Origin of the sequence: Comamonas sp. BIGb0124, from assembly GCF_003752175.1 — a bacterium.
Taxonomy (GTDB): Bacteria; Pseudomonadota; Gammaproteobacteria; order Burkholderiales; family Burkholderiaceae_C; genus Comamonas_F.
This window is the reverse complement of the sequence record NZ_RJVF01000011.1, coordinates 292875-305944: the sequence shown is the minus strand read 5'-3', so window position 1 is coordinate 305944 and position 13070 is coordinate 292875. Positions and strand designations below refer to the sequence as shown.

12 protein-coding genes are annotated in these 13070 nt (G+C 70.3%); 5 read left to right on the top strand and 7 right to left on the bottom strand.

The window, feature by feature from the left end; translation table 11 throughout:
* Window positions 1-104 precede the first annotated feature (104 nt).
* The 3 genes from EC845_RS13975 (at window position 105) to EC845_RS13965 (ending at window position 3438) form a co-directional block, all read left to right on the top strand.
* The gene (locus EC845_RS13975; RefSeq protein ID WP_158615698.1) at window positions 105-878 is read left to right on the top strand and encodes an NUDIX domain-containing protein; all 774 of its coding nucleotides are present in this window, start codon (window positions 105-107) and stop codon (window positions 876-878) included.
* Window positions 879-972: 94 nt separating this feature from the next.
* Window positions 973-1944, top strand: coding sequence for a LysR family transcriptional regulator (locus tag EC845_RS13970; RefSeq protein ID WP_123298705.1), 972 nt, complete (start codon window positions 973-975; stop codon window positions 1942-1944).
* A gap of 132 nt (window positions 1945-2076) precedes the next feature.
* Entirely contained in the window at window positions 2077-3438 is a 1362-nt protein-coding gene (locus EC845_RS13965; protein ID WP_123298704.1) for a S9 family peptidase, read from the top strand.
* Window positions 3439-3533: 95 nt separating this feature from the next.
* Here EC845_RS13965 and EC845_RS13960 read toward each other — a convergent pair whose 3' ends face one another.
* Together EC845_RS13960 and EC845_RS13955 are read right to left on the bottom strand one after the other, a co-directional pair.
* On the bottom strand, window positions 3534-4082 hold the full coding sequence (locus tag EC845_RS13960; RefSeq protein ID WP_123298703.1) for a hypothetical protein: 549 nt from the start codon (window positions 4080-4082) through the stop codon (window positions 3534-3536).
* Between the two features lie 170 nt (window positions 4083-4252).
* Window positions 4253-6337, bottom strand: coding sequence for an acetoacetate--CoA ligase (locus EC845_RS13955; protein ID WP_123298702.1), 2085 nt, complete (start codon window positions 6335-6337; stop codon window positions 4253-4255).
* A 194-nt stretch (window positions 6338-6531) separates the two neighbouring features.
* Between EC845_RS13955 and EC845_RS13950 the strand changes: the two genes are divergently transcribed.
* Window positions 6532-7749, top strand: a complete 1218-nt coding sequence (locus EC845_RS13950) for a hypothetical protein (protein WP_148077309.1) — start codon at window positions 6532-6534, stop codon at window positions 7747-7749.
* Window positions 7750-7812: 63 nt separating this feature from the next.
* Entirely contained in the window at window positions 7813-8478 is a 666-nt protein-coding gene (locus EC845_RS13945) for a LysE family translocator (RefSeq protein WP_123298700.1), read from the top strand.
* A 66-nt stretch (window positions 8479-8544) separates the two neighbouring features.
* Here EC845_RS13945 and EC845_RS13940 read toward each other — a convergent pair whose 3' ends face one another.
* Genes EC845_RS13940 through alkB form a run of 5 tightly spaced genes read right to left on the bottom strand, consistent with a single transcriptional unit; the run spans window position 8545 to window position 13061 of the window.
* The gene (locus EC845_RS13940) at window positions 8545-9477 is read right to left on the bottom strand and encodes a 4-hydroxybenzoate octaprenyltransferase (protein ID WP_123298855.1); all 933 of its coding nucleotides are present in this window, start codon (window positions 9475-9477) and stop codon (window positions 8545-8547) included.
* 59 nt (window positions 9478-9536) lie between these two features.
* Window positions 9537-10784: an MFS transporter gene (locus EC845_RS13935; RefSeq protein WP_233598064.1), complete on the bottom strand. Its 1248-nt coding sequence runs from the start codon at window positions 10782-10784 to the stop codon at window positions 9537-9539.
* Between the two features lie 4 nt (window positions 10785-10788).
* Complete coding sequence (locus tag EC845_RS13930; protein ID WP_123298698.1) at window positions 10789-11598, bottom strand: phosphatase PAP2 family protein; 810 nt, start codon at window positions 11596-11598, stop codon at window positions 10789-10791.
* A gap of 42 nt (window positions 11599-11640) precedes the next feature.
* On the bottom strand, window positions 11641-12375 hold the full coding sequence (locus EC845_RS13925; RefSeq protein ID WP_123298697.1) for a methylated-DNA--[protein]-cysteine S-methyltransferase: 735 nt from the start codon (window positions 12373-12375) through the stop codon (window positions 11641-11643).
* Complete coding sequence (alkB, locus tag EC845_RS13920; protein ID WP_123298696.1) at window positions 12375-13061, bottom strand: DNA oxidative demethylase AlkB; 687 nt, start codon at window positions 13059-13061, stop codon at window positions 12375-12377. The genes EC845_RS13925 and alkB overlap by 1 nt, the downstream gene beginning before the upstream one ends.
* Window positions 13062-13070 lie beyond the last annotated feature (9 nt).

Sequence of the window (13070 nt, the reverse complement as noted above, 5' to 3'; positions counted from 1 at the left end):
GCACGGCCTGCCGTCCGAAGCGGCGGGATCCGTTTCCTCCGCGTCTCGCCATGCCTTTGCCCACCTCGCCCTCCCTCCTTTGCGCTTGCCCCTGGTGGCCGGCCATGCAGGCGCTCACCCGCCGCGAGCCGGCGCTGCCGCGCGTGCCCCTGATCGCCGGCCCGCACGCCATCGGCTCCATCGCCCGCCCGTTGCTGGCCGAACTGCTCGCCGCGCCGCTGCCCCTGGCCGAACACGGCGGAGCGGCCCACCTGCAAGCCCCCTGGGACGAGGCCCTCGACACCCTGGCCGACTGGCTGCGCGCCAACGGCCACGCCGGCCGCTGGCGCGACGAACGCATCGCCGTTCCCGACAACTGCACCGGCCAGCGCGTCAGCCGCGTCGAACGCGGCGTCTCCCGCAACCTGGGCATCACGACCTGTGCCGTTCAGGTCCACGCCGCCGTCCAGGGCCAGCCCCTCTGGTGGCTGCAGCAGCGGGCACTCGACAAGGCCACCGACCCGGGCCGCTGGGACAGCCTGGCCGGCGGGCTGGTCGCCGACGGCGAACATCCTGCCCAGGCCGCCGTGCGCGAAGCCTGGGAAGAAGCCGGCGTGCGCGTCGAGCAGGCACTCGACGTCCGCGCCTGCGGCCGATACACCGTGCGCCGGCCCGTCGACGATTCGGGCAGCCACGGCTACATGGTCGAAGTCGTGCACACCTACGCCTGGCTGCTGCCGCCCGGCCTGCAACCCGACAACCGGGACGGCGAAGTCATGGCGTTTGCGGCCCACGACACGCAAGCCATCGACGACCGTGTCGCCCACGGCGAGCTCACGCTCGAGGCCGCCGTCGCCATCGCCCTGTCCGCAGGCGTGGCCCAGGCCGACACGGCCTGAAGCCCCGCGGCCGCTGCGATCGGTGCAGGCTCTGCATGCACAATGCACCGATCCGTCCAGACCTGGCCCGCAGCCCTGCCGCGGGCGCTTCAACATGCGCCGAAAAATTCCATCGACCCAGGCCCTGCAATGCTTCGAAGCCGCCGCGCGCCATGAAAGCTATACCCGCGCCGCACAGGAGCTGGCCCTCACCCAGAGCGCCGTGTCGCGCCAGATCACCGCGCTCGAGGAAAGCCTGGGCGTGCTGCTGTTCCGCCGCACCCGCCACGGCATGGTGCTGACCCCCGGCGGCACCGAGTACGCGCGGCAGGTGCGCCAGCGGCTGGATGCGATCGAGCGCGACACCCAGGACGTGATGACCGGCCAGGGCAGCGGCGGCACGCTGCGCCTGGCGACCGTGCCCACCTTCGCCACGCGATGGCTGCTGCCCCGTCTGCCCCAACTGCGGCAGCATCACCCCGAACTCGTGATCCACATGGAGACCCGTACCCGGCCCTTCCTGTTCGGCGACACGGGTTTCGATGCCGCCATCTACGCGGGCACCGCCGAGCAGGTGCGGGATTGGCCCGGCGTCACGGCCACCGCACTGCTGCAGGAGGACGTGATCGCCGTCTGCGCACCCGCCCTGCTGGCCGCCCACACGGCATTGGCCCGGCCCGACGACGCCGACCAGCGCGGCCCCCTGACGCCCGACGAACTGGCCGACTGGCCTTTGCTGCAGATCAGCACCCGCCCCGATGCCTGGCGCCGCTGGTTCGAGGCCCAGGGCGTGCCCGCCGCGCTCACCCCGCAGGCGACGGCCGGCCCGCGCTACGAACTGTTTTCGATGGTCGCCGCCGCGGCGGTGCACGGCCTCGGCGCGGCCCTCGTGCCGCGCCTGCTGGTCGAGCCCGAACTGCGCCGCGGCGAGCTGGTCATCGCCTGCCGGGCTCACCGCTTCGGCGACCGCCGTTATTACCTCGTGCAGCCCGAGCGGCGCGAGCCGCGTGCCGCGCTCGGCCTCTTCACCGCCTGGCTCGACGGGGCGATCGGCCACTGCCCCGAAGCCCAGGCCATCGCACCGTGAATCGCGCCCGGGATCAATCCGCCGACCCCTGATAATTGATGACAATCGTTTGCTTTTTATAGGAAGTTACCCGCATCTCCCTTGATTCGCAGTGCATCAGCATTCGAGCTTTCCCGCTCAAAAGTCACACACATGCACTGCTTCAAACACGCCCTGACCCCGGCCGCCGTGGCCGTCACCCTGATCCTGATGGCCGGATGCGGGGGCGGAGGTGACGGCGACGCCGACCAGCCCGTGCCCCCCACACCCGTCGGGCCCGTGCGCGGCGACCTGATCGACCCGCCGCAAATCCTGGCCACCCTGAGCGCCCAGCAGATCACCCAGTTCGCGACCAGCCAGGGCCTGCTGCCCCTGACCGGCGCCGCACGGTGCGACGTCAAGGTCGTGTCGCTCAACTACCTCACCCCCACGGTCAAGGGCGAAGCCGACAGCAACGCCTCGGGCGTGCTGCTGCTGCCCGCCGGCACCGGACAGGGCTGCGGCACGCCGGCCTCGCTGCTGGCGTACGCCCGCGGCACCGAGCTGGTCAAGACCCGCACCCTGGCCAATCCGCAAGACCCCGAAACCCTGCTGCTGGCCAGCTTCTATGCCACGCAAGGTTATGCGGTGGTCGCCACCGACTACCTCGGCTATGCCAAGTCGGCCCACCCCTATCACCCCTTCCTGCACGCCGACTCCGAGGCCGCGACCGTGATCGACGCCATCCGCGCGGCCCGCCACGCAGCCCCGCAGATCGGCTCGGCGCTGTCCGGACGGGTCCTGCTCAACGGCTACTCGCAAGGTGGGCATGCCGCCATGGCCGCGCAACGCGAGATCGAGGCCAACCTGTCCACTGAAATCAAGGTCGACGCCGCAGCCTTCATGGCCGGTCCGTACAACCTCACGGGTGCGCTCCAGCTGCCGCAGGCCATCGCCGGCTACCAGTTCTTCATGCCCTTCGTCACCACCGCCTGGCAGAAAACCTATGGCGACCTCTACAGCGACGCCAGCCGGGCCTTCAAGGCACCGTACGCTGAAGGCATCGACGACCTGCTGCCCAACCCCACCCTGAACGCCGAAGGCCTGATCAAGGCCGGCAAGCTTCCCGGCGGCCCCTCGGTCACACCCGACGAAGCCCGCGCCCTGCTGATCCAGCCCGCCTTCCTGCAAGAGATGCAGAACCCGCGAAGCGGCGTGGGACGTGCCGCAGCGGCCAACAGCCTGCTGCAATGGAAACCCGCAAGCCGGGTGATGCTGTGCGGCGGCAGCGGCGATCCGACCGTGCCGAAGGCCGTGCACATGGACCCCCTGATCTCGGCCTGGCAGAAAGCCGGCGGCGTCGACCTGCTGGCCACCGACGTCGACCCGATGATCCAGGCGGCCTTCGGCGTGGATGGCCATGCCCCCACCGATCCCTCCAGCCCCGCCTTCGCGACCTACTACGCCAACTACCACGGCACCTACGAGCCGCCCTTCTGCATGGCTGCGTCGCGCAGCTATTTCGCCCAACCCTGAGCCTGCGCCGGTCTTCCTCCGGCCAGCCTTGCCCAGCACCGGCCGCTGACGTGCCGGCGATCCGGGCGGGGGCATCCTTCCTGTCCCCTGAAGGGTCACCAGCGCGTCAAACCGCAGTCCGGTCCCTTGGCGGCCGTGAAGGTCCGCACGGGTGCCGGCTGGGTGGCATCGGCCACCACCAGGGTGAGGCGGCAGGCCTGGCCGGGCTTGCCCGTGGCGCTGAGCGTATAGCCCTTGGCGTCGAACGACGCCCCGTAGTTGTAGAACTCGCCGGCCCTGGGCGTCCAGCCCTGAGCGTAGAGCTGCTGCATGAGCGAGACCGTGGTCGTCACCGTGCCGGTCGGCAAGGCGACCGACACCACGGGCGACGGCACCGGCAGCACCGACTGGTCGAGCGCCGGCCCTGCCCCTTCGTTGCGCAGCAGGTAATCGCTCAGGCTCGCGTCGAGCGCCGACAGATCGGCCGCCGCCAGCGCGGCATGGCGTTCACGCAGGTACTTCTGATGCACCGGCATCGCCGCCATGGCCACCGCGGCCAGTGCCGTACTGGCGACCATCATCTGCACCAGCGTGAGCCGTCCCGGCGCGCGATGGCCGACACGGGCCGGAGCCTGTGGAGAAGTCGTGCGGGAAAAAAGGGTCATGGCTTGAAGATCGTGCGTCGTGACACACGCCCCGGACCTCACGGCCCCGGGCGGGCCGCGCCGTGCCGGCCGGACGCGCGCGTTCACCCGACAGCATACCCTGCCCGCAACCCCTACGGCCGCCCGTCCGCCTGGCCCCCGTCCACGGATCGGCGCGCCGCCAGCCCGGTCTATTCAGCCGCTTGCGGCAGGGCCTGCCGCCGCTCGGCAAAGGCGACGAACCAGGCCAGGCTCTCGGGATTGGCCATGGTGGCCCGGTTCAGCACCCGCTCGAGCGGCTGGCCCAGCAGCAGTTTCTTGATCGGCAGTTCCTGTTTTTTGCCCGTCAATGTCCGGGGCACCTCGGGCACCTGAAAGATCGCATCGGGCACGAAGCGCGGCGACAGGGCGGCACCGATCGTCTTCCGGATGGCCGCCTCCAGCGTGTCGTCGAGCACCGTGCCGGCGCGCAGCGCCACGAACAGCGGCATGTAGCTCTCTTTGCCCAGGTACTCGAGGTCGACCACCAGGGCATCCACCACCTGCGGCAGGCGCTCGACGGCCGCATAGATCTCGCTGGTTCCCATGCGCAGGCCATGGCGGTTGATGGTGGCGTCGCTGCGCCCATAGATCACGCAGCCGCCCTGCGGCGTGATGCGGATCCAGTCGCCGTGGCGCCAGACGCCCGGATAGGTGTCGAAATAGCTGGCGAGGTAACGCGCATGGCCGCTGTCGCCCCAGAAAAACAGGGGCATGGAGGGGAGCGGCCGCGTGCACACCAGTTCACCCACCTCGTCGACCACCGGTTCGCCCTGCGCGTTCCAGGCCTGAACCGCCGCACCGAGCTGCCGGCATTGCATCACGCCCGGCACACGCGGCAGTTCGGCGTTGCCGCCGATGAAGGCGCCGGCAAAGTCGGTGCCACCGGAGATGTTGGCCCACCACAGTCCCGGCCGTCCAAGACGTTCGAACCCGGCCGTGCCCCAGCGCTCCACCTCTTCCGGCAGCGGCGAACCCGTGCTGCCCAGGGCCCTCACCCGCGTCAGGCCGGCGTACGTCGCCAGATCCAGGCCGGCTTTCATGCACTGCCCATAAAAGGCAGCCCCCGCACCGAAAAACGTCACCCCGGTCTGCTCGGCAAAACGCCACAGCACGGACCAGTCCGGCTGCGCCTTGCTGCCGCCCGGACTGCCGTCGAAAAGACAGCATGTGGTGCCGTCGAGCAGGCCGCCGACCTGACAGTTCCACATCACCCAGCCGGTCGAGCTGTACCAGAAGAAGCGCTCACCCCGCGTCTCGGGCCGGTAGCTGCAGCCCACGTCGTTGTGCAGGACCAGCAAGGGCAAGGCCATCAGCATCACGCCGCCATGGCCGTGCACCAGCGGCTTGGGCAGGCCGGTGGTGCCGCTGGAATAGACGATCCACAAGGGATGGTCGAACGGCACCCAGTGCGGCTCGAATGCCGCGACAGCCGCGTCGTCGCGCGCCACCGCGCAATGGAACCGGTCGTGATCGACCCCCAGCTCGGGCCGCTCCAGCCCCGGCAGGTTGTCGAGCAGCAGCACGTGCCGCAGGCTGGGCAGGCCGGCGCACAGGGCCTGCACGCTCTCGCGGCGGTCGTGTTCCCGCCCCGCATAAACCACCCCGTTGCAGGCGATCAGCACCTTGGGCTCGATCTGGCGAAACCGGTCGAGCACGGCATCCGTGCCCATGTCCGGCGCACAGACACTCCAGACCGCGCCCAGGCTGGCCGTCGCCAGAAGCGCCACCACCGCAGCCGGCACATTGGGCAGATAGGCAGCCACCCGGTCGCCGCGTCCCACCCCCTGGTCCTGCAGATGCAACGCCAGCGCGGCGACCTGGCGGCGCAGCTCGGGCCAGCTCATCTCGGCCGCTGCCCGCCCCTCGGCCAACGACTGCTCGTTGTGGCTGACCAGAGCCGGCTGGCCCGCCGCGTGTGCCGCATCGGCATGGCGCAGCACCTGCCGTGCGTAGTTGACCTGCGCCCCCGGAAACCAGACCGCACCCGGCATGCGGTCGTCGGCCAGCACCGCCGTGTGCGGCGTCGGCGACTGCAGTTCGAAGTAGTCCCAGATGCTCTGCCAGAACGCATCGAGCTCGGTCACCGACCAATGCCACAGGGCCTGGTAATCGGCATCGAAGGCCAGTCCGCGTTCCTGCGCCAGCCAGGATCGGTAAGCCTGCATCCGGGGCACACGCTGCACACCGACGCCGGCGGCAGGGGCTGAAAAAGAAGATCGGGATTCGGCTTGCATGTCCGGCAGGCTAGAGCGAATGCCCCCGCCGCACCATAGCGGAAATCACCGATTCAGGGTCACCCAGCGGACACGGCCACCCACACGCCATTGACCATCACTCATGTTTTGATACCATGATCCGCAGATCCACGTCGGCCAGGGCCGTGCATCCGTTCGGCCTGCACGGGCCGTGGCGTGCACCGGACCTGCCCATGACGTTTTCCAAACAGCTCCCATCCACCACCACGCTGCTCGACGCGGCCAAGGCCGTCGGCAACTGGCGTGCGCTGGCGCTGTCGGCCCTCACCGTGCTGCTGTCGCTTCTGGTCTTCGGCCTCTTTGCGTCGTCCGGCCTGGCGCCGGTGGCCTTCATCGGCCTTCTGGGCGGTCTGGCGGTCCTGTTCTACGGTCTCAACGCAGTCGGCATCATGCTGATGGACGATTGCCGCCTGGGCCAGGTGCCCTCGCTGCGTTCGGCCGTGCGCCGCGCGCTGACCAGCAGCCACCGCGTGCTCGCCGTGGCCCTGATCGCCCTCGGCGGCATGTTGGCACTGGTGGCGCTGGTGGCCCTGCTGCTGGTGCTGTGCAAGATTCCCCTGCTGGGCCCGCTGCTGTTCGCGGCCGTACTGCCCCTTTCCACCGTGCTGCTGGGGGCCGCCGCGCTGGCCCTGTTCTACGTCTACGTGCCGCTGACCGCCTGCGCCATCTGGACGGGCGCCAGCGTGATGCAGGCCGTTTCGGTCCTGCTGACCGTGGTGCGCCGCCGTCTGCTGACGGTCATCCTGCAGGAGTTCGTACTCACACTCATCGTGGTGGTGGTGTCCTTTGTCGTCGGCGCGGTGTTGATGATGGGTCTGTCGATCACCGCCAGCCTGTCCGCCGGCATCCTCGGGCCCCAGGCCCTGTCGATCAACCCCGCAGGCCTGATGATGGGATACGCCGGCAGCAGCCACCTGCTGGCCGCCATCGTCGGCGGCACCCTGCTGGCGGCGCTGGCCGGCATCGTGCCGGGCCTGATCCTGATCCAGGGTTTCTGCCGCATCTATCTCGAAGCTTCGGACAGCCTGGCCGGCGAACTGCCGACCCGCACCGGAGACGATGTGCTCAATACCGCGGCCCGCCTGCGGGCGGCCGAGGAAACCGCACAGGCCCAGCAGCGCGAACACGAGGCCGCTCAGCAGACGGCATCCCACGCCATCGACCCCGCCTCCGGTGCGCCATCGCCCGACCGGCCGGCCGGCGCCCGCATCGAACCCACCATCGGCGATGTCCCTGCAGCGGCTCCCCTGCCGGCGGACTCCGCCGCGACGCCATCGGCCGATCCGTCCCAGCCGGTGGCACCGCCTGCCCAACCGCCTGCACCGGCCTCGCCGCCCACGCAGCAAAACCTCGGTTTCCCATCCGACGAACCGCCACGCAAGGACGGCTGAAGCGCCCTCTCAAAAAACGCGCACACGCACTTCCCTTCCCTCATCGCGCCCAGCGCCCCGACCGTGATCACCCTTCAGACCGCTCTTGCGTTTTTCACCGCCTCGCTGCTGCTGAGCGCCACGCCCGGACCGGACAACCTCTTTGTGCTGATGCAGTCGGCCACGGCGGGCCGCCGCGCCGGCCTGAGCGTGGTGCTCGGCCTGTGCACCGGCCTGCTGGTGCATACCTCGGCGGTGGCACTGGGCCTGGCGGCCCTGTTCGCGGCCTCGGCGCTGGCCTTCACGCTGCTCAAGATCGCCGGTTCGGCCTATCTGCTCTACCTGGCCTGGGGCGCCTGGCACGCCCCGGCCCAGGATCTGGATGCGGTCGCCCGTCCGGCCGAAGGGACAGCGCGTCGCGGCTGGACATCGTGGCTGTCGGCCCCGATGTACCGGCGGGGCGTGGTGATGAATCTCACCAACCCCAAGGTGGTATTCTTTTTCCTGGCATTCCTGCCGCAGTTCGTGCAGCCGGGCGCGCCGGGCACGGGCCCCGTCGCCCTGCAGATCGTCTGCCTGGGCGCACTGTTCATCCTGGCGACCCTGCTGGCGTTCGGCGCGGTGGTGTTCTTTGCCGCTGCGTTGCGCGAACGGCTGCTGCGTTCGGCCCGGGCACAGCGCTGGCTCAACCGGGCAGCTGCGCTGGTCTTCGCCGGTCTGGCGGCCCGCCTGGCGCTGGCCCAGCGCTGAGCGGATCGTGGCGCCCGAAGTCGGGCCACCGGTCCGGAACGGCCGACGACGCCGGCAGACCCACGTTCAGCCCAGCACAAAGCCCGCAAAGATCGTCAGCCCCAGCCAGTGGTTGAGCCTGAACGCCTTGAAGCAGCCGTCGCGCGAGCGATCGCGGATCAGCCGCCAATGCCACAGCACCTGCGCCGCGGCCGCCAGCATCGCGACCGCCCACACCCCGAAGTTCGCGTAACCGTAGAGCACCGTCCCCCAGACCGCCAGGAACACGGCGTAGAACCCCATCACGGCGGCCACATCCCAGCGCCCGAGCGTGATCGCCGAGGTCTTCATGCCGATGCGCAGGTCGTCGTCGCGATCGACCATGGCGTATTCGGTATCGTAGGCCAGGACCTGGCACAGATTGCCCAGCACCAGCCACAGGGCCACCGCCGGCACGGCCTGCCAGGCCTGCGACCACAGCAGCGGATCACCGGTGTAGAGATTGAACGCAGCGCCGCCCTGCACCGCCGTGAAGGCCATGGGAATGCCGAAGCTGAAGGCCACGCCCAGCACCGCCTGCGGCATGGACACATGACGTTTGGCATAGGGATACAGCAGCGTCACGGCCAGGGCCGCAGGCGTCCAGAGCAGGGTCGCTGCATTCAACGTCGTCGCCAGCACCAGCGCAGCCAGGGCCAGCACCGCGCCCACCGCCAATGCCTCGCGCACCGAGATCCGGCCCGCGGTCACCGGACGCTCGGTGGTGCGCTTGACGTGGCGGTCGAAGTCGCGGTCGGCCACGTCGTTGATGCAGCAGCCCGCGCTGCGCATCAGCACCGTCCCGAGTACAAAGACCGCCAGCAGGTGCCAGCCCGGAAATCCGCCCGCAGCCAGCCACAGCGCGCTCAGCGTGGGCCACAGCAGCACCAGCCATCCGACCGGTCGGTCCCAGCGGATGAGTTGCAGGTAGAGCCGCAGGCGCGACGTGGTGGGGCCCGATGCAGGCCTGGAGGAAAGCATGTTCGACATGCGCTTATTGTGCCGCCAGGTGTTCGGCGCGGGTCGCTCGGCCGCGTGGCTCAGCCCTTGTCGCTCAGCCGCCAGGTCGCCGCCAGCGCCAGCAGCACGGCCACGACCAGCACGCCGGCCACGCCCGTCCACTGCCCCCACGACCACAGCAGCCCCGAACTCGAGCCCACCAGGCTCGATCCCAGGTAGTAGGCGCTGAGGTAGAGCGCCGCCGCCAGCGCCTTGGCCGACTGCGCCCGCGCGCCGACCCAACTGCTGGCCACCGCGTGGCCTGCAAAGAAGCTGAAGGTCAATCCGGCCACGCCCGCCACCACCAGCACCAGGGCATCGGTCAGCGTCAGCAGAAGGCTGGCCGCCATCACGCCCAGCATGGTCCGCAGCACCGGCCCGCGGCCGAACCGGCGGCTCAGCCGACCCGACAGCGCCGAGGCCAGCGTGCCCACCATGTAGAGCATGAAGATGAAGCCGATGACGCTGTGGCTGAGGAAAAAGGGCGCGCCGGCCAGGCGAAAGCCCAGGTAGTTGTACAGGCTCACGAAGGCGCCCATGATGAGAAAGGAGGTGGCGTACAGCGCCAGCAGGCCACGGTCGCCCAGCGCCTCGCGCAGTCCCGCCGCCAGGCTCGCACGCCCCTCGGCACTGAACGGCAGGGGCCGCGGCACAAAACGGCGCGAAGGCGGCAGCCGGCGCAGGAAGTAAACCGCACCGGCCAGGCCGACGAGACCGACCGCCACCGCGGCCATGCGCCACGACAGCGCATCCGCCAGCCACACGCCGACCAGCCGCCCCGACATGCCCCCCAGGGCATTGCCGCCGATGTACAGGCCCATCACGCTGCCCAGCGCGGCCGGATCGAACTCCTCGGCCAGATAGGCCATCGCCACCGCCGGCATGCCGGCCAGCAGCAATCCGCACAGCAGCCGCAGGGCCAGCAGCCCGTGCCAGTCGGGGGCCACGGCCATCACCAGTGTCAGCAAGGCCGCGGCGAGCAAGCCGCCGCACATCAGCGTACGCCGGCCGTAACGATCGGCCAGCAGGCTGGCCGGCAGCAGCGCCAGCGCCATCGCACCCGTCGCGAAGGACAGGGCTGCACTGCTCGAGGCGGGGCTGAGGCCGAAATCATGGGCCAGCATGGGCATGAGCGGCTGCACCCAGTACAGCAGCCAGAAGGTCGAGAACCCGCCGGCGAACAAAGCCAGGCGCGTCGCGCGGAAAGCCGGTTCGCCCGCGTGGATCGGCGGCGGCAAGGTGCCGGCGGGCGGCACCGGCGAGGCGGGTGAAGACGGGCGGCGAGTCACAGCTTCAACCGTCCCGGCCCATGCGCAGCGGCCGCACCAGCAGACTCAGCGCACCCAGCCAGCCCAGAGCCAGCAGCCAGCCGGCCAGCACGTCGCTGGCGTAATGCACCTCCAGCCAGACCCGGCTGGCCCCGATGGCCACGGCCAACACGGCGATCGCCACCGCCAGCCGACGGGCCGGACTGCCCGGCAGATCCAGCCCCGCCGTGCGCGCCGGCCGGCGTCCCCATCCCCACAGGATCACGGCCAGCAGCCCATAGACCACCAGCGAAGACATCGCATGCCCGCTCGGAAAACTGTAGCCATGCACCTCCAGGTAAGGCGTGTCGGGCCGGCTGCGGCCAAAGACCTGCTTGCACCAGCGCACCAGCAGGCCATTGCCCGCCGTCGCCAGCAGCCACCATCCCATGGCCAGCCAGCGTCCGCGCCAGGCCAGGGCCAATGCCACCAGTACCGTCACACCCGTGAGCGTGTTGAAGTCCCCCAGGTGCGTCAAGGCCACCAGGGCCTGCAGGGCGAACTCGGGCCAGGCCGTGCGATGCCCGGCGACCCAGCCGTCCAGCGCCACCAGCCAGGCGGGCGTCGTCTCGGCCATGACCTGCGAAGCCAGCAGCGCAAATCCGCCCAGGCCCGCCAGCGCCAGCAGGGCCGATCCAGCGGCGCCCGGTGCGGCGGCCAGCAGCAGCGAGGGCACACCACCCGGTGTCGAGGCGCTCTGGCGCGCCTGCACCGCGCGCAGACCCAAAGCGAGCACACACACCAGCAACAGGCCCCAGCCTGCCGCATGATCGATCAGGGGATAAACGAACTGCATGGTTTGAAGACCCAAAAAACAACCCGGTCCGCCGGCCGGGACTCAGAACCCCTGAAGCCGAGCCACCGAGGCATCGGCGACCGCACCTTCGTGCAGCAGCAGCCAGCGTTTGCGCGCCAGCCCGCCGGCATAACCGGTCAGGCGCCCGTCGGCACCGATCACGCGGTGGCAGGGCACGATGATGGAAATCGGATTGAGCGCATTGGCACGCCCCACGGCCCGCGCCAGGCGGCCCGCACGGCGCATCGCATCCATCGAGGCAATGGCCATGTCGCGAGGCGGGGTGGCGGCGTCGGCCGGCTCGTCGCAAGCGGCTTCGGCGGGCGCGATGCCGACCCGGCGGGCCAGGTCGCCATACGACGTCACCTGTCCGGCCGGGATCTGGCGCAGAGCGGCCCAGACCCGGCGCTGCAGCGGGCTGCCGTGATCGGCCACCGCCAGCGCGTCGAGCGCCTGGAGCTCGCCCGCGAAATAACGCTCGATGGCCTCGACCACCGGATCGGCCGGCGAGCGGCGGGCACGCACCGGCTCGTCGAGGGTGTGGTGGCGGTAGTGCTTGGCCAGCAGGCTGCGCAGCCGCGCTTCGTTCTCCGCGAACTCGAGGGCGCGCACCCGATGCTGTGCATCGGTCACCAGCATCAGCGGACCGACGGGACTGTCGAGATGCTGCAGCTGGAAATTCAGGCGGACCGGCACGGTACGCGGCCGGGCCGGGGACTTGGCGGAGGCGACCGGCACGGCGGTGCCGGCAGCGTCGAAGGGCAGATCGATGGACATCACCCGCCCGAGTGTAGAGGCTGGGCGCCGCCGGCGCGCCGAAAGGTCAGGTTGATGCGCTGCTCGCCCACCACCGGGTGCACGCCCGGGCGCAGCGGCAGCACCCCGTGAAAACGCATCCGGTCCACGCCGCCCCATACCACCACATCGCCGTGCAGCAGCCCGTACCGCGCCGTGGGCAGGGTGCGTTCGAGTCCGCCGAACAGGAACACCGCCGGCAGCCCCAGCGACACCGAGACGATCGGCGCCGTGCGATCCCGCTCGTTCTTGTCCTGGTGAAGCGACATGCGGGCACCGGGCACATAACGGTTGATCAGGCAGGCGTCGGGCGCGAAGCCGTCAAAACCCGCCTCGGCCGCAGCCCGTGCCGCCAGTGCCTGCAGGGCCGCCGGCAGCGCAGGCCAGGGCTGGCCGCTCAGCGGGTCGCGCGGCGTGTAGCGGTAGCCCTGCTCGTCCGAGGTCCAGCCCAAAGCGCCGCAGTTGGTCGTGGAGACCGACATCGTGTAGCCGCCCGGCGTGCGCATCTGGCGCCAGGGTGCGGCGCGCAGCACGGTGCGCAGCGCCGTGCGCAGGGCCTCGACATGCGGCAGCGCAAATCCGCGCAGCAGCCAGGCCTGTTCGCCCAGGGCGACGCGGGCGGGCGGCTGCACGGGCGCGTCGAAAAGGTCGGGCAAAACACCTGGCATGGATAACAA

Excerpts from the sequence above, each read along its gene's own strand:
- EC845_RS13975 (WP_158615698.1), top strand. The coding sequence starts at position 105 with ATGCAGGCGCTCACCCGCCGCGAGCCGGCGCTGCCGCGCGTGCCCCTG.
- EC845_RS13970 (WP_123298705.1), top strand. The coding sequence starts at position 973 with ATGCGCCGAAAAATTCCATCGACCCAGGCCCTGCAATGCTTCGAAGCC.
- EC845_RS13965 (WP_123298704.1), top strand. The coding sequence starts at position 2,077 with ATGCACTGCTTCAAACACGCCCTGACCCCGGCCGCCGTGGCCGTCACC.
- EC845_RS13960 (WP_123298703.1), bottom strand. The coding sequence starts at position 4,082 with ATGACCCTTTTTTCCCGCACGACTTCTCCACAGGCTCCGGCCCGTGTC.
- EC845_RS13955 (WP_123298702.1), bottom strand. The coding sequence starts at position 6,337 with ATGCAAGCCGAATCCCGATCTTCTTTTTCAGCCCCTGCCGCCGGCGTC.
- EC845_RS13950 (WP_148077309.1), top strand. The coding sequence starts at position 6,532 with ATGACGTTTTCCAAACAGCTCCCATCCACCACCACGCTGCTCGACGCG.
- EC845_RS13940 (WP_123298855.1), bottom strand. The coding sequence starts at position 9,477 with ATGCTTTCCTCCAGGCCTGCATCGGGCCCCACCACGTCGCGCCTGCGG.
- EC845_RS13930 (WP_123298698.1), bottom strand. The coding sequence starts at position 11,598 with ATGCAGTTCGTTTATCCCCTGATCGATCATGCGGCAGGCTGGGGCCTG.
- EC845_RS13925 (WP_123298697.1), bottom strand. The coding sequence starts at position 12,375 with ATGTCCATCGATCTGCCCTTCGACGCTGCCGGCACCGCCGTGCCGGTC.
- alkB (WP_123298696.1), bottom strand. The coding sequence starts at position 13,061 with ATGCCAGGTGTTTTGCCCGACCTTTTCGACGCGCCCGTGCAGCCGCCC.